At 63.4% G+C, this 14,140-nt stretch carries 16 protein-coding genes and 2 tRNA genes; 13 read left to right on the forward strand and 5 right to left on the reverse strand.

Annotated features, from left to right (window positions below; all coding sequences use genetic code 11):
- Positions 1 to 53: 53 nt before the first annotated feature.
- From RR_RS07845 to RR_RS07855, 3 genes are all read left to right on the forward strand, one after another.
- Positions 54 to 1,133: a glutamate--cysteine ligase gene (locus RR_RS07845; RefSeq protein ID WP_011223286.1), complete on the forward strand. Its 1,080-nt coding sequence runs from the start codon at positions 54 to 56 to the stop codon at positions 1,131 to 1,133.
- Positions 1,134 to 1,244: 111 nt separating this feature from the next.
- A complete protein-coding gene (locus RR_RS07850) occupies positions 1,245 to 1,808 on the forward strand; it encodes a winged helix-turn-helix domain-containing protein (RefSeq protein ID WP_004961397.1) in 564 nt (187 codons plus the stop codon).
- Between the two features lie 70 nt (positions 1,809 to 1,878).
- A complete protein-coding gene (locus tag RR_RS07855; protein ID WP_004961395.1) occupies positions 1,879 to 2,367 on the forward strand; it encodes a phosphopantetheine adenylyltransferase in 489 nt (162 codons plus the stop codon).
- On the opposite strand, the gene RR_RS07860 is transcribed toward RR_RS07855, so the two are convergent.
- The gene (locus RR_RS07860) at positions 2,368 to 2,676 is read right to left on the reverse strand and encodes a cyclin (RefSeq protein ID WP_004961393.1); all 309 of its coding nucleotides are present in this window, start codon (positions 2,674 to 2,676) and stop codon (positions 2,368 to 2,370) included. It abuts the gene before it with no gap.
- An 86-nt stretch (positions 2,677 to 2,762) separates the two neighbouring features.
- On the opposite strand from RR_RS07860, the gene RR_RS07865 reads away from it, so the two are divergent.
- Both RR_RS07865 and RR_RS07870 read left to right on the forward strand, forming a co-directional pair.
- Positions 2,763 to 2,847 (forward strand) — tRNA-Leu (locus RR_RS07865).
- A gap of 448 nt (positions 2,848 to 3,295) precedes the next feature.
- Positions 3,296 to 3,484 carry a DUF7511 domain-containing protein gene (locus RR_RS07870; protein ID WP_007190383.1) on the forward strand — a complete coding sequence of 63 codons (189 nt, stop codon included), beginning with the start codon at positions 3,296 to 3,298 and terminating at the stop codon, positions 3,482 to 3,484.
- A 136-nt stretch (positions 3,485 to 3,620) separates the two neighbouring features.
- Here the strand turns inward: RR_RS07870 and RR_RS07875 are convergent.
- Positions 3,621 to 3,705: transfer RNA gene (locus RR_RS07875), tRNA-Leu, on the reverse strand.
- 131 nt (positions 3,706 to 3,836) lie between these two features.
- Between RR_RS07875 and RR_RS07880 the strand changes: the two genes are divergently transcribed.
- The 3 genes from RR_RS07880 to RR_RS07890 are packed head-to-tail and all read left to right on the forward strand — an operon-like array spanning position 3,837 to position 6,096.
- On the forward strand, positions 3,837 to 4,340 hold the full coding sequence (locus tag RR_RS07880; RefSeq protein ID WP_004961375.1) for a helix-turn-helix domain-containing protein: 504 nt from the start codon (positions 3,837 to 3,839) through the stop codon (positions 4,338 to 4,340).
- 37 nt (positions 4,341 to 4,377) lie between these two features.
- Positions 4,378 to 5,505, forward strand: a complete 1,128-nt coding sequence (locus RR_RS07885; protein ID WP_011223287.1) for an acyl-CoA dehydrogenase family protein — start codon at positions 4,378 to 4,380, stop codon at positions 5,503 to 5,505.
- A gap of 48 nt (positions 5,506 to 5,553) precedes the next feature.
- Positions 5,554 to 6,096: an HAD family hydrolase gene (locus tag RR_RS07890; protein WP_004961371.1), complete on the forward strand. Its 543-nt coding sequence runs from the start codon at positions 5,554 to 5,556 to the stop codon at positions 6,094 to 6,096.
- Here RR_RS07890 and RR_RS07895 read toward each other — a convergent pair.
- Positions 6,075 to 6,302, reverse strand: a complete 228-nt coding sequence (locus tag RR_RS07895; protein ID WP_004961369.1) for a DUF5822 domain-containing protein — start codon at positions 6,300 to 6,302, stop codon at positions 6,075 to 6,077. The two genes, RR_RS07890 and RR_RS07895, sit on opposite strands and share 22 nt — an antisense overlap.
- A gap of 97 nt (positions 6,303 to 6,399) precedes the next feature.
- Here RR_RS07895 and panB point away from each other — a divergent pair, with 97 nt between their 5' ends.
- Positions 6,400 to 7,209: a 3-methyl-2-oxobutanoate hydroxymethyltransferase gene (gene panB / locus RR_RS07900; protein ID WP_049938831.1), complete on the forward strand. Its 810-nt coding sequence runs from the start codon at positions 6,400 to 6,402 to the stop codon at positions 7,207 to 7,209.
- 22 nt (positions 7,210 to 7,231) lie between these two features.
- Here panB and coxB read toward each other — a convergent pair whose 3' ends face one another.
- A complete protein-coding gene (gene coxB, locus RR_RS07905; RefSeq protein ID WP_011223291.1) occupies positions 7,232 to 7,954 on the reverse strand; it encodes a cytochrome c oxidase subunit II in 723 nt (240 codons plus the stop codon).
- A gap of 176 nt (positions 7,955 to 8,130) precedes the next feature.
- Here coxB and RR_RS07910 point away from each other — a divergent pair, with 176 nt between their 5' ends.
- Positions 8,131 to 10,413: a DUF6789 family protein gene (locus tag RR_RS07910; RefSeq protein WP_011223292.1), complete on the forward strand. Its 2,283-nt coding sequence runs from the start codon at positions 8,131 to 8,133 to the stop codon at positions 10,411 to 10,413.
- Between the two features lie 3 nt (positions 10,414 to 10,416).
- A complete protein-coding gene (locus tag RR_RS07915; RefSeq protein ID WP_004961361.1) occupies positions 10,417 to 10,941 on the forward strand; it encodes a hypothetical protein in 525 nt (174 codons plus the stop codon).
- 22 nt (positions 10,942 to 10,963) lie between these two features.
- On the opposite strand, the gene RR_RS07920 is transcribed toward RR_RS07915, so the two are convergent.
- Entirely contained in the window at positions 10,964 to 11,779 is an 816-nt protein-coding gene (locus RR_RS07920; protein ID WP_011223293.1) for a cytochrome c oxidase subunit 3, read from the reverse strand.
- Positions 11,780 to 11,884: 105 nt separating this feature from the next.
- Here RR_RS07920 and bioB point away from each other — a divergent pair, with 105 nt between their 5' ends.
- Both bioB and RR_RS07930 read left to right on the forward strand, forming a co-directional pair.
- Positions 11,885 to 13,000, forward strand: coding sequence for a biotin synthase BioB (gene bioB / locus RR_RS07925; RefSeq protein ID WP_049938832.1), 1,116 nt, complete (start codon positions 11,885 to 11,887; stop codon positions 12,998 to 13,000).
- 2 nt (positions 13,001 to 13,002) lie between these two features.
- Positions 13,003 to 14,130: a hypothetical protein gene (locus RR_RS07930; protein ID WP_011223295.1), complete on the forward strand. Its 1,128-nt coding sequence runs from the start codon at positions 13,003 to 13,005 to the stop codon at positions 14,128 to 14,130.
- The last annotated feature ends 10 nt before the right edge of the window (positions 14,131 to 14,140 follow it).

Consider the following 14,140-nt stretch of genomic DNA (forward strand, 5'->3'; position numbering starts at 1 on the left):
CTGAGCGGGCGGGGACGGAAGGCTTTAGCGGGTCGATTCCGATGTGCTGATTAATGGACGCGACGGGTTCTGCCGAGCATTTTACCCGGATGGGGACGCTCGGCATCGAAGAAGAGTTCTACGTCGTCGACGAGTTCGGTCGCCCAACGTCTGGCACGGACGAACTCGTCTACGAGACGGAGCCACCAGCGGTTCTTGACGGGCGGCTCGACCACGAACTGTTCAAGTGCGTTATCGAGACGCAGACGCCGCGTATCGACGACCCGGCGAACGCCGGTGACCACCTCCGGTCAGTCCGGGACGCGCTGGTCGACCACGCCGAAGCGAACGGGTTCGGTATCGCCGCAGCGGGCCTGCACCCGCTGGCGAAGTGGCGCGAACTCGAACACGCCGAGAAACCGCGCTACAAGTCACAGCTGGACCGTATTCAGTACCCACAGCACCGCAACACGACCGCGGGGCTGCACGTCCACGTCGGCGTTGACGACGCCGACAAGGCCGTCTGGGTGGCAAACGAGCTTCGCTGGCATCTCCCACTGATGCTCGCGTTGTCGGCCAACTCCCCGTACTGGAACGGCTTCGACACCGGGCTGCAGTCCGCCCGCGGGAAGATATTCGAGGCCCTGCCCAACACCGGAATGCCGACAACCTTCGACGATTACGACGCCTTCGAGACCTACGAACAGCGGATGCTCGAAACCGGGAGCATCGACGACCGCGGCGAGCTCTGGTTCGACGTGCGGCCCCACTCCGGCCACGGCACTGTCGAGGTACGGGCCCCGGACGGGCAGGCCGACCCGGACCGGGTACTGGCCTTCGTTGAGTACGTCCACGAACTCGTTGTCGACCTCGCTGAGCGCTACGAGGATGGTGAGTCCGGTCGACGGCTCCGCCGGGAGTTCCTCGACGAGAACAAGTGGCGCGCGATTCGCCACGGCCAGTCCGCGGAGCTGCTGTCGCGTGACCTCTCAACGACGCGCTCGGTGGAGGAACTGGTCGAAATCGAGAGCGACCGTCTGGGGGTCGATGGGCTGTGGGAGCTGTACCACCGCGAAAGCGGCGCCGAGCGACAGCGCCGGCTTCGGTCGGAAGAGGGGGTCATGGCGCTTGCAGACTCACTGCGACTGTCCTGACGAAGGGTGTCGCCTGGGGCCGGAACGGATTGGTCGTTTCTAGACAGGGACTGGAGAGCCGGGGCAAGGGTTTTTATCCAGCTGTAGCTTTTGTCCTCACAGAGACAACGCATGTCTGCAGACGACAACGACCACGACGAGCTTGAGGACACAGACGATGTCCGGGACCGAATCGAGCAGGAGGCAGACCGCGCGGTCGAGCAGTTCGACGAAGGAATTGTCGACTTGCTGGCGTGGGTCCTCGACACGGAGACGCGGGCGCGGATCTACGTCCACCTGCGACAGCAGCCCGAAAGCACCAGCGAGGAGATAGCCGAAGGGACCGGCCTGTATCCGAGCACTGTCCGCGAGGCCCTGGCCGCGCTCACCGAGGAGGAGATCGTGACCCGCCAGAAGCGTGAGAGCGACGGCGCAGGCAACAATCCCTACGAGTACAGCGCCATTTCGCCGAGCGACCTCGTCAACACTATCGTCGGTGACATCCAGTCGGAACTGAACACGGTGTTCAACCTTGACGACCACATCGGCGGCGAGACGACACTGGAACCCGACAACGAGCCAGTGACGATTTCCGTCGAAGATGCGAACGATGACGCGACCGACGCCGACGCGAGCGAGGCCACTGGTGACGACGGAGACGAGTCCGAAGACGGCAACGACGACGCCGACGTGTAATCAAACTCGGCTCCAACAGGCTGTTTCACAAGTCGATATTACTAAACCTACCCGTGCCGTTGCCCGGGATATGAATGTCGCGCTGGGGGGAACGTTCGACCCGATTCACGACGGACACCGCGCGCTGTTCGAACGCGCATTCGAACTCGGGGACGTGACAGTTGGCCTCACCAGCGACGACCTCGCGCCGAAGACACGCCACGACCAGCGCCACGTTCGCCCGTTCAGCGAACGGCAATCCGCACTCGCCGACGAACTCGCGGCGCTCGCCACCGATCTGGAGCGCGAATGGGAGGTCCGGGAGCTCACCGAGCCGACCGGTATCGCCACGGAGCCGCAGTTCGACACGCTCGTCGTCTCGCCAGAGACGGAGACCGGCGGCCGCCGCATCAACGAAATCCGCGAGGAGCGAGGCCACGACCCGCTCGAAATCGAAGTCGTTCCGCACGTCCGCGCCGCGGACGGCGACATCATCTCTTCGACCCGGATCGTTGAGGGCGAAATCGACGAACACGGTAATCTCACGCCGAACCGCACCGGCCGCCAGAACATTTCGTAGTTACCAGCCCGGCGCTTCCAGCCCGGCTGTCTCCAGCAGGTCCTTCCAGCGCTGTTGAATCGTTAACCGAGAGACGTCTGTCGCCTCCGCGACGGCCGACTGTGACCGCTCCTCACCGGCGACCAGCGCACCAACGTACACACTGGCCGCCATTGTCGCCTGTTTGGACCGGTCCTCCTCCGGAACTGTCGAGAGGAACAGGTCAACTGCGTGGGACCGCGCCGCCGTCCCGAGGTCGAGCCTGTCCGACGCCGCTTCGATGTCGGAGAGCCACTCATCGTGCTCGATTCGGTCGCTGGCGCGGTACATACCAAGTCGTTGGTCCCCATCCTATCTAAACCTTCGTCGCCCGCAAGCGAAGGGTTCTTTATTCCAACACGGATAGCGACTGATGCGCGCGGGTTGCCGAGCCAGGCCAAAGGCGTAGCGCTTAGGACGCTATCCCGTAGGGGTCCGCCGGTTCGAATCCGGTCCCGCGCACTTCTCGACTCGAACAACGCGTGAGAGTCGTGAATGCGGAATGAGGATTCGAAGCACGGAACGAGCGAACGGAGTGAGCGACGTTCAGGCGGTTCGAATCCGGTCCCGCGCATTCTTGCTGCGAGCAACACGCGAGCAGCAGAATCGTCAGCGGATTCCGAACCCTGGAAGACGAGTGAAACGAGTCTTCCTCCGGTTCGAATCCGGTCCCGCGCATATTCTGTCCGAATAATAGTGAGGACGAATAGCGGCTGGAGCGAATTCGAGCCCTGCAAGGAACGCACAGCGAACTGCTGTGAGCGAGCATTTCTTGCTCTGGTTCGAATGCGGTCCCACACGGTCTTGTTACAAACGCGGGCGAGAGACGCCGGCCAGATTCTCACACCGCAGGAATCACAGCTGCCGCTTATAATGAGTGTTGGCGTTGTCTCAAAATGAGGGACTGACGATGTCAGTGTACGACCCACTCCGTGACTCGTCTGCTCGCCCCGCAGGATCGACTCGGTTCGACTATGCGGTTGACGACGCGGACAATCCGACCGAGCTCACCGTCTTCAGCGAACAGGACGATGAGCTCCCAACCCACTGGATTTCGGTCGACATCGAACACGCCGTCGCGCTCGATGAGATGCGGTGAGCGAGGGGTGGGCTCGCTCAGGTCGCGTCTGTCGATTTCTTGACGACAGAATGGACAGCGAACGCTCTGGAAGCGTTGTGTCCGAAGTAAGTTTGCGTGGGTGCAGTCCCAAGGGAATGCACCTGCACTCCGAGAGTGCGTGGGACCGGATTCGAACCGGCGGACCCCTACGGGACAGCGCCCTCAACGCTGCGCCGTTGGCCTGGCTTGGCTACCCACGCGCGCTCTGTCTGAGTGCATTCAACTGTTCCCGGTGGGTAAATAAAAGCGCTTTCGTTTGGACCCGCCCCGGGAGGGTGTGACACTCGGTCGAACCGGACGTTTGAAATATCACGAAACCGCTACGGGGGGCATGGCCAAATACTCGACCGGCAGTGGTGGCGATAGCGCCGGCGGGAGCTGTGAGCTCTGCGGTAGCGACGGCGGCGACCTCCAGACCGCGAACGTCGCTGGTGCGACCCTCCAAGTGTGTGACAGCTGTGCGCGTGACCACGGGGAAAACGAGCGAACGACAGGCAATGACAGCTCGCGCGACGAACAGAACCGGAAACGCAAAGCCGCACAGAACGCGGCGAAGCTGCAGGACGCGCAACGAGCCGATACGTCGCACTGGGAGGACGGCGCTGACTACGACGATGACCAGCTCCCGTATCTGGTCAGTAAGTACGGCGAGCGCGTAACGGAGGCGCGACAGGACGAGGGACTCCAGACGAGTGAGCTGGCCGAGGAACTCGATCTTGACGACGCAGACATCCTCGCTGTCGAGCAGGGGCGCGCGACGCAAGCGAACGTCGGCGGCTCGACAATCAAGGCGCTTGAGCAGTACCTCGACATCGACCTCGTCGAGTCCAACTGACCCCGGATATTTTGCCGACTCCGGTGTAACGGCCGGTATGGATCTCTCCGCTGCGCAGCGAGCCATCCGTGACACCGTTCGAGAGTTTGCCGTCGAGGACATCCGCCCGAAAGCCGCTGATGCCGACCGAGAACAATCGTTTCCCGAGGAATGCTGGGACGGGCTCGCGGATATCGACATCACCGGACTGACAACACCGGCGGAATACGGCGGCTTCGACGCCGACAAACCGACGTACGCACTGGTCAACGAGGAACTCGCGTACGGGTCGCTCGCGGTCGCGACGGCGCTGTCGGTCCACTGTCTCGCGACCTCGTGTATCGCACAGTTCGGCTCCAAAGCAGTGCAGGACGACTGGCTCCCGGAGATGGTCGACGGCCGCCCAGTCGGCGCGTTCGCGCTCTCGGAGCCACAGGCCGGGTCGAACCCGCGGGAGATGTCGACCACTGCCCGGCGCGATGGCGATGAGTACGTCATCAACGGCGAGAAGCAGTGGATCACCAACGGCAAACGGTCTGGCGTCGTCATCGTCTTCGCGAAGGCCGACCCCGACGACCCGGATTCGATAACGCAGTTCCTGGTGCCGAAAGACACAGAGGGACTCACCGTCGGTGAGAAAGAGGACAAACTCGGGCTCCGCGCGAGCGACACGACACCGCTCCAGTTCGACGGCGTCCGGGTTCCCGAGCGGTACCAGCTGACAGAGGAAGGTAAAGGGCTGGCCGCAGCCCTGTCGATTCTGACCACCGGTCGGGTCGCTATCGCTGCACAGGCTGTCGGACTCGCACAGTCAGCCCTCGACGAGGCCCTCGACTACGCCAAGGAACGCGAGCAGTTCGACCAGCCGATCAGCGAGTTCCAGACGATTCAGCACAAACTCGCGGACATGGCGACGAACGTACAGGCGGCGCGGCTGCTGACGTGGAACGCCGCACAGCAACTGGAACGCGGCGAGGATGCGAGAGCGGCAGCGAGCATGGCGAAGTACTTCGCGAGCGAGACGGCGGTCGAGGTGGCTAACGAGGCGATCCAGATCCACGGCGGCTACGGCTACACGACTGACTACCCCGTCGAGCGGTTCTACCGCGACGCGAAGGTGACGACTATCTACGAGGGGACCAGCGAAATCCAGCAGAACATTATCGCGCAGGACTTGCTGGAGTGAGTGGGCCGGGGCGAAGCGGTTTTGCGGGTGTCGGCCCTACCGCTTGGTGTGACACACGACGCTGTGATTTACGACCTTGACGGGACGCTCGTCAGGCTGGCTGTCGACTGGGACACAGTGACCAGCGACGTGGCGACGGTCCTGCGCGAACGAAACGTCGAGCCCGAGAGCCGTGACCTCTGGGAGATGCTGACGCTGTCTTCGGAGACTGGCCACCGTGACGCCGTCGAAGCGGCGATCACCGACCACGAGCGGACCGGTGCGCATGAGTCAGACCGACTGGCCCTCGCCGAGGGGCTCCCACACAGCGTCCCCGTCGGCGTGTGCTCGCTCAACGCAGAGGAGGCGTGTCGGGCGGCGCTGGATGTGCATGACCTCGACAGCTACGTCGGTCCGGTTGTCGGCCGTGACACCGTCGAGTCACCGAAACCAGACCCGGAGGGACTACTAGCGATTACCGATGAAATCGGCGTTGATCCCGAAGCGACGGTGTTCGTCGGCGATTCGGAGAGCGATGCGACGGCTGCACAGCGGGCCGGGATGACGTTCGAGTGGGCAAGCGAGTTCGATCAGGCCCGGTACCGCGCGTAAAGATAGACGCAGACGGCCGTCAGGAACCAGATGAGCGCGCCGACGCGGACCGCGAACAGCGCTCGCGCGGTCCAAGTCTGGAGCGTGACCGCGGTCGACGCGAGCACGACGAGCGGCGAGCCGACCAGAATCGTCGTCACGAACGTGACCTGCATCACCCACCCGAAGTCCACGCCGTCGGGGTCCGTTTTCTCGACTGTTGGCACGTCTGATGGTACAGCCAGGTGCGGCAAGCGCCTTGCGGTTTCCCGGGCGAAGTGCGCAACCCGAACAGGTAAGGCCCAGGCGCGCCCCCGCTCGGATATGCCAACTGTCCGGGACCTGCAGGCGATGGCTGGTGAGGAGCCGATCACGATGCTGACAGCGTACGACGCCGTTACCGCGAGCATCGTTGACGACACCGGCGTGGACGTCATTCTTGTCGGCGACAGCATGGGGAACGCCGTGCTCGGCCACGACGACACGCTCCCGGTCACGCTCGATGAGATGGCCTCCCGGGTCGGCGCGGTCGCACGCGGCGCGGACGACGCGCTGGTCGTCGCCGATATGCCGTTTCTCTCCTTCGGCGCGCACGAAAGCGAGAGCATCCAGAACTGTGGGCGAATGCTGAAAGAAGAGGGCGCAAACGCGATCAAGCTCGAATCTGGACCACATACAGTCGAACTGACCGAGCGGCTGACCGAGCTCGGAATCCCAACAATGGCCCACCTCGGGCTCACGCCACAGAGCGTGAACCAGACCGGCTACACGAGACAGGCGACGGGCCGTGAGGAGGCCGAGGAAATCCTCGACCTCGCGCGAGAGCACGAGGCCGCCGGCGCGTTCGCGCTGGTGCTCGAACACATCCCGGCCAACCTCGCGGCCAAGGTCACCGAGGCCGTTGATATCCCAACAATCGGTATTGGGGCCGGCGGTGACTGCGACGGTCAGGTGCTCGTTTTCACCGACGTGGTCGGCCTCTCGGAGTCCAGCCCGCCGTTCGCCGAGCAGTTCGGCGACGTTCGCGGTGAGGTGGCCGACGCTGTCGACGAGTACATCGACGCCGTTGAGTCCGGCGAGTTCCCGCGCGAGTCACACAGCCACACCGAAGACGAACTCGACGACCTGTACTGAGCGGTCACATCGGTATGTCGACCTACCCGGCTGCGGTCGTCTGATTTTCCATCCAGGCGTCGTACCCGGACTGGTTCTTGACGACGACGGTGGCGTCCATCTTACTGTGTCCGGCCCCGCACATCTCGGCGCAGTACAGTCGGTACTCGCCGGGTTCGGTGGCGTGGGTCCGGGCTGTCATCGTCCGGCCGGGGAAGATGTCCTGTTTGACGCCCAGTTGTGGAATGTAGATGGCGTGAATCACATCTGTTGTCCGCAGCCTGAACGTGACGTTCTTGTCGGCCGGAAGAACGAGCCGTTCCTCTGTCGTAACGCTGGCCTCGCCGTAGGAGAACTCCCACCCCCACTGGTAGGCAAGGACATCTATCTGCGTATCCTCCGCGAAGGCGTCGCCCCCGCCGGCGGATGCCTCGGCTGCTGCGGGCGTGATGTAGGGGTTGGCCATCACCACGAACGCCGAAACACCGACGAAGACGAGTATCGCGCCCGTCGCGGCCGTCCAGGTCACCTCTAGCGCCGGGTCGTCAACAGTCGGCTTCGGGTCGTCGTTGTTTCGGAACCGGTAGATCACGTACACAAGCGTGAGTTCCACGAATAGCGTCAGTGGCAGGGCGACGTACAGGAGTTGTTCGTTGAGGTCGTCGATAGCAGCCCTGTTGACCGACTGCGCTGTGACCGGAGCAGCAAGTAGCGAGAGCCCGACCACGACAAGGCCCGCCTGAAGCACGCGCCTTCGGAGACGCATTGTCACACTGTACCAATCGCCATGTCAAATAACTTGCCCAACGTTGCGTTAACTGAGGGGCGATCGCCGCAAGATCCGGGTCTCCGTGTGGTTTTATGAGCGTGGGCGTGTCAGAAATTGGTAACGTATAGCATGGCGACACGAGCAACCGTTCCGGCACGGCACGTCACACACAGATGCTAAACAGGGCTATCGTTGAGGGAACCGCTCTCGCTGTGCTGGCCCTGGCAGTGCTTTTCCTGTGGGTCCGGGAGCAACGGCAGGCGCGACCGGAGAGCGATGGCGGCTACACGACGCGGGAGGAGGTCGAATTCGAAATCGGTCGAATCCAGTCTGAACTGTCCCGCTGGCTGACGACGACGGATCACCGGGACATCGGCTTGCTGTACATCTTTTTCGGCACCGCCGCCGGCCTATGGGGCGGTGTCGACGCGATGATGCTCCGGACGGAACTGCTGACGCCGCCGGCGGACATCTGGACGCCGGAGACGTACAACGCGCTATTTACCACGCACGGGCTGACGATGCTGATATTCTTTGTCCTGCCCGTGTTTTTCGGCATCGGGAACTACGTCTTGCCGTTGCTCATCGGGGCCGACGACATGGCGTTCCCCCGCGTCAACGCTATTGGCTTCTGGCTCCTGCTGCCGGCGCTGATTCTGGTCCGAATGGGACTGATGATGCAGGTGCTCGGACAGGTGCTGAATCTGGTGCTCCCGGCGGACGCTATCCGGTTTTTTCTCACGATGCGCGAGGTGAGCGTCGGCTGGACGCTGTATGCGCCACTGTCTGTGCAACAGCCCAATCCACAGATAGACCTGCTGTTGCTCGGGTTACACCTGAGCGGCATCGCCACGACAGTCGGGGCCATCAACTTCATCACCACAATCGTCTACGAGCGCGGTGAGGGTGTCAGTTGGGCGAACCTCGACATCTTCTCGTGGAATATGCTCGTCACGAGCGGGATTGCACTGTTCGCCTTTCCGCTGCTGGGGAGCGCGCTCGTGATGCTCCTGCTAGACCGGAACCTCGGAACGGCCTTTTTCGCCACGGAGGGTGGCGGTGCCATCCTCTGGCAACACCTGTTCTGGTTCTGGGGCCACCCGGAGGTGTACATCCTCTTCCTTCCGGCGACGGGGCTGATGAGTCTTATTTTACCGAAGTTCGTCGGGCGAAAGCTCTTTGGCTACCAGTTCATCGTCTACTCGACACTGGGGCTTGGCGTGCTCTCCTTTGGCGTCTGGGCGCATCATATGTTCACGACGAGTGCGGACCCGCGGGTCAAACTGTCGTTCATGGCGGTTTCCATCGCCATCGCCGTTCCGAGCGCGATCAAGGTGTTCAACTGGATCACGACGATGTGGGAGGGGAATATCCGCCTGACTGCGCCATTTATGCTCTGTGCCGGCGGCATCGGGACGTTCATAATCGGTGGCGTCACCGGCGTGTTCCTCGCCGTCATCCCGGTTGATATCCTCTATCACGGGACGTACTACGTCGTCGGCCACTTCCATCTCATCGTCGTCGGCATCATCCCGTTCCTGATGATCGCCGCGAGCTACTACTGGTATCCGCTCATCACTGGCCGGTGGTACGACACGCGGATGGCACGGTTTCAGGCGCTGTTGATCGTCTTTGGCTCGTTCGTGACGTTCATGACGTTGCTGGTCATCGGTGGGCTGGGGCTCCCGCGACGGCAGACGATCTACCCGCCGGAGTATCAGCTTGCCCAACAGATTGCGACTGTGGGCGGCTACATCATCGGCCTGAGCGCCTTGTTATGGCTGTATAACATGCTTGTCTCGTACTGGCGGGGGACGCCCGTGACGACGACAGACCCGTGGGGCCTGAAGGCGACGAGCCAGTTCACCCGCGAGTGGCAGTGGTTCGAACAGCATATGATGGACAAATACGACATGGAGCCGACGGAGCCCGAGACGACACGGCGCTCCTACGCCCCCGAAGCCGAACCGACCGGGCTGGCCGGCGGCGTCGGCACCGTCGCCCAGACGGTCTCTCGGAACGCCTGGATGGCCGCAGTCGGCGGGTTCGTCGGCACGGTCCTGATGAGCGGCGGACTCATCACGGCGATACTCATTGGCGTCCTCGTCCCGGTTTCGTTCGGTGAAATCGCCGAACTGGTCGGGCTGCCCGCGAATCCGGCAATCGGCGCGGTCCTGTTCCTCGTTGGCGGGACCGTCACCTGGCCGCTCCTGTTCCTTGCCTTTTCGGACTATCTCCCCGGTCGCCTCCTGTTCGAGACCGGGCTGGTGTTTGCGACACTGATATCTAGCGGGTTCGCCATCGCGTTTTACACCGGCCAGAGCGGGCTTACGTTCATCGGGTACCTCACGTTCGTGCTTGTCTCTCACTGGGCGTACGGCATTGGGCTAACCGTGACCTTCCAGTACCTCAAATCGGACGAGACGCTCCGCAGCCGCGGCGGAGGAGGAAGCTAACGGATGAGCGATGGTGCTGACTCGTTCGTCTTCCAGTATCTCGCGCCCTTCGTTGGCGTCCTGCTCGTCGCGGTCGGTATCGCCGGAGCCGTGCCCGGCGGCTACGCGCTCATTGAGCCGGACCTGGAGAACTGCGGAAACCCGACTATCGGCGTCGAAGGGCCGGAGCGGACGGCCGAGCGGTTCAGCGGAGCCGAACCGGGACCGCGGCTCCCACAGGTAGCCTTCGAGGACCTCTCTTCGGCCGAGCAGACGGCGTTTCTGACGGCTGTGGACGACCCAGTTGGTGAGCAGCAGGTCGTCGGTAGCGTGCCCAACGCCGACGCCTTCCGGCGCGGGGCCATCGTTACCTACGAGGGTGAACAGTACTACGTGACCCTCGTCGCGGAGAACACCTGCTTCGCGGCCGCACCACTACAGTTCCCGCTTGGAGTGTTCGCCATTGCACTCGGATTCCTCGGCGTTCTGGCCCCGCCACTGTACCGGCGGCTGGTGCGACTGGAACAGCGGGCCGGCCGGTCAGAGTAGCGGTCTCGCACTCAGAGCATGGTCAGAGCGCAGCGCCGACGTACAGCACGACGACGAGGAACACCCACACGAGGTCGACGAAGTGCCAGTACAGCGACGTGGTCCGGATAGCCGTGTCCCGTTCGGGCGCGTAATGGCCACGGAGCGCGCGCCCGAAGGCGATAGCGAGCAGCAGGACGCCGAGCGCGACGTGCAGACCGTGGAGACCGGTCAGGCCGTAGAACGCGCTCCCGAACGCGCCCGAACCGATGCCGAACCCCTCCACGGCAACGAACTCGTAGTACTCGTACACCTGTCCGGCGAGGAAGACGACGCCGAGCGCGAGCGTCACCCCGAGCAGGCCGAGGAACCGGTCCCGGTTCCCGTCTTCGAGCGCCTCGTGCCCGTAATGGAGCGTCACGCTGCTAGCAAGCAGCAGCGCCGTGTTGATGACCACGAGCGAGCCGAGCAGCGGCGGGAGGTGGGCTGGCGGCCACGACCCGGCCCGAATGAAGGCATAGTAGACGAAACCGGCGGAGAAGGTCGCCACGTCGGAGACGAGAAACAGAATCATCGTTGTGGCGTACAGATCGGAATCGCCACCGCTGCGGTTCCGTAGGTAATCGGCGATGAAGGCCTCGTTAGCCCACCCGGCGAGTCCGGTCAGCAAGCCAATCGCACCAGCACCACCGAGGACAATCGGGACCACAGACGGGACCAGATCGAGCCCGACAAAGACCAGCCCGATACTCAGGTACAGCGACGCAGCGCCGACTGCAGCTAGCAGCGGCCACCGACTTCGGTGTTCGTGGCCGTCTTCGGCGACGCGTTCGGTTCCCGCCTCCGTCGATCCAGCCATGTGAATGCGTAGCAGTGGGTCCGGTAAAACGGTACCCCCGCGATCTGTGTGTCGGTTGCGGGACCCACCCGAATCTTTATCAAACCGTCAACCGACAGCGAGAATGTGGTTTACGAGACGGGCAACCAAACGGTAGACGACGCTGTCGCACGCGTGCTGGACGGCGAACGCCTCGACCGACGGGACGGACTGGCTCTCATCGCACAGCCGGTCGACGACCTGGCGGCCGGGGCCGACTACGTGCGCACGCAACTGGGTGACGACACCGTCGACGCGTGTTCGATCGTAAACGCCAAAGCCGGGAACTGCGCGGAGGACTGTGGCTTCTGTGCCCAGTCAGTCCACTTCGACACCGGCATCGACAACTACGGCTTTCTCGGCCCGGAGAAGATACTCGAAGCCGCAAAGCGCGCCGAACGCGACGGCGCACAGCGGTTCGGTATCGTCGTCGCCGAGAAAGGCGTCTCGAAGGAGAATCGACCTGAGGAGTGGGCGGAGGTCCTCGAAGCCATCCGTCTCGTCCGCGACGAGACGGACGTGGAGGTCGACGCCAGTCTCGGCATCCTCACGGAGGAGGAGGCCGCGATTCTGGCCGACGAGGGACTCAACCACTACAATCACAATATCGAGACCTCTCCCCGGTACTTCCCGGAGGTCGTCCAGACCCATACCTTCCAGAAGCGGGTCGAGACGCTCCGGGTCGCCAAGGACGCCGGCATGGACCTCTGTGCCGGCGTCATCCTTGGGATGGGCGAATCACCGACCGACAGGGTCGACGCGGCAATGGCCCTGCAGGACATCGGCATCTCCTCGCTTCCGGTGAACATCCTGAATCCGGTCGCTGGCACCCCCATGGCCGAACAGGGGCTGCCCGACATCACGACCGAGGAAGTCGTCAAGACCATCGCGGTGTACCGCCTGCTCCATCCAGAGTCCCGCGTGCGCCTGACCGGCGGGCGCGAGGTCAATCTCGACACGGACGGACAGGTGGCCGCGCTGGAGGCCGGTGCGGACGGCATCCTCACTGGCGATTACCTCACAACAGAGGGACAGACGGCAGCCGACGACCTCGAAATCATGGAGGAGGCCGGACTCGAGCCGAACACCGAGGCCAACGAGTTCGACCCCGAGGCGGTCAAAGAACGCGCGGCTGACGAGACAGAAACCGAGACGGCGGCAGGGACAGCACAGACGAAATCAGAACTCAAATCCGACGACTGACAATGGACGACATACGCTTTGCAGTGCTTGGAACCGGTGGAATCGGACGGCGGACGCTCGAAGTCTCACAGCACAAGGACGGCCTCACCGCCGTCGCGGCCTGTGACCGCAACGGCGTGGCTCTCGACCACGATGGCCTCGACGTAGACGAACTGCTGGAGGCGACGGAAGGCAACATCGCGAGCGGGCCGCAAAGCGGCCCGGAACAGTCGAGCGGTGATGAACCGCGAGACAGCGGGCCGGAGGACGACCCGGATATGGCCGCCGACGGCGGCACAGCCACGGCGGAAACAGCCGACGGCGTCAAACAGCACGGCGAGCAGGCCGGCATCGTCGCCAGTTCGCAGGGCGAGCCGACGGAAACGCCCATCGACGACATTATCGCCGAGAGCGACGCCATCAACGCCGTTCTGCTGGCGCTGCCGAACCTAGAACACGACTTCATCCCGCGTGTGGCCGAGCGCTTCGCCGAGGCTGACTACGAGGGCGTCATGATTGACGTGCTCAAACGCTCCCGTGTCATCGGCATGCTCGATGACCGCGAAGACCTGCTGAAAGAGTCCGGCATCACGTTCGTCTGTGGGGCTGGCGCGACCCCCGGCTTCCTGACGGGGGCGGCGGCGCTGGCCGCCCAGTCATTCGTTGAGGTCGAGGAAGTCGAAATCTGGTGGGGCGTCGGCCTCAAGTCCGGTTACGAAGACAACCGCGGGACGGTCCGGGAAGACATCGCGCACCTCGACGGCTACGACATTGAGACAGCCCGCGAGATGAGCGAAGCCGAAATCGAGGCGCTCATCGACGAGCACGACGGCGTGCTGGAGTTCCACGACATGGAACACGCCGACGACGTGTTGCTGGAGCGTGCGGGCATCTGCGATGCCGAGGACGTCCACGTCGGCGGCGTCCTCGACGTGCGCTCGGACGAGAAACCGACCACGACGACGGTCAGCGTAACGGGCACGACATTCGACGGCGAGACGGGAACGAACACCTTCGAACTCGATGACGCGACGAGTATGGAGGCCAACGTCAACGGGCCAGCACTGGGCTATCTGAAAGCCGGTGTCCGGAACAACCGCGCCGGGCACTACGGCGTGTTCGGCCCCGCCGACCTGATGCCTGGTTTCTGAGACTGCCTGA

The organism is Haloarcula marismortui ATCC 43049 (genome assembly GCF_000011085.1).
Taxonomy (GTDB): domain Archaea; phylum Halobacteriota; class Halobacteria; order Halobacteriales; family Haloarculaceae; genus Haloarcula; species Haloarcula marismortui.

Bases quoted from the DNA above. Each gene is read 5' to 3' on its own strand.
- RR_RS07845 (WP_011223286.1), top strand. From the start codon at position 54: ATGGACGCGACGGGTTCTGCCGAGCATTTTACCCGGATGGGGACGCTC.
- RR_RS07850 (WP_004961397.1), top strand. From the start codon at position 1,245: ATGTCTGCAGACGACAACGACCACGACGAGCTTGAGGACACAGACGAT.
- RR_RS07855 (WP_004961395.1), top strand. From the start codon at position 1,879: ATGAATGTCGCGCTGGGGGGAACGTTCGACCCGATTCACGACGGACAC.
- RR_RS07860 (WP_004961393.1), bottom strand. From the start codon at position 2,676: ATGTACCGCGCCAGCGACCGAATCGAGCACGATGAGTGGCTCTCCGAC.
- RR_RS07870 (WP_007190383.1), top strand. From the start codon at position 3,296: ATGTCAGTGTACGACCCACTCCGTGACTCGTCTGCTCGCCCCGCAGGA.
- RR_RS07880 (WP_004961375.1), top strand. From the start codon at position 3,837: ATGGCCAAATACTCGACCGGCAGTGGTGGCGATAGCGCCGGCGGGAGC.
- RR_RS07885 (WP_011223287.1), top strand. From the start codon at position 4,378: ATGGATCTCTCCGCTGCGCAGCGAGCCATCCGTGACACCGTTCGAGAG.
- panB (WP_049938831.1), top strand. From the start codon at position 6,400: ATGCCAACTGTCCGGGACCTGCAGGCGATGGCTGGTGAGGAGCCGATC.
- coxB (WP_011223291.1), bottom strand. From the start codon at position 7,954: ATGCGTCTCCGAAGGCGCGTGCTTCAGGCGGGCCTTGTCGTGGTCGGG.
- RR_RS07910 (WP_011223292.1), top strand. From the start codon at position 8,131: ATGCTAAACAGGGCTATCGTTGAGGGAACCGCTCTCGCTGTGCTGGCC.
- RR_RS07915 (WP_004961361.1), top strand. From the start codon at position 10,417: ATGAGCGATGGTGCTGACTCGTTCGTCTTCCAGTATCTCGCGCCCTTC.
- RR_RS07920 (WP_011223293.1), bottom strand. From the start codon at position 11,779: ATGGCTGGATCGACGGAGGCGGGAACCGAACGCGTCGCCGAAGACGGC.
- RR_RS07930 (WP_011223295.1), top strand. From the start codon at position 13,003: ATGGACGACATACGCTTTGCAGTGCTTGGAACCGGTGGAATCGGACGG.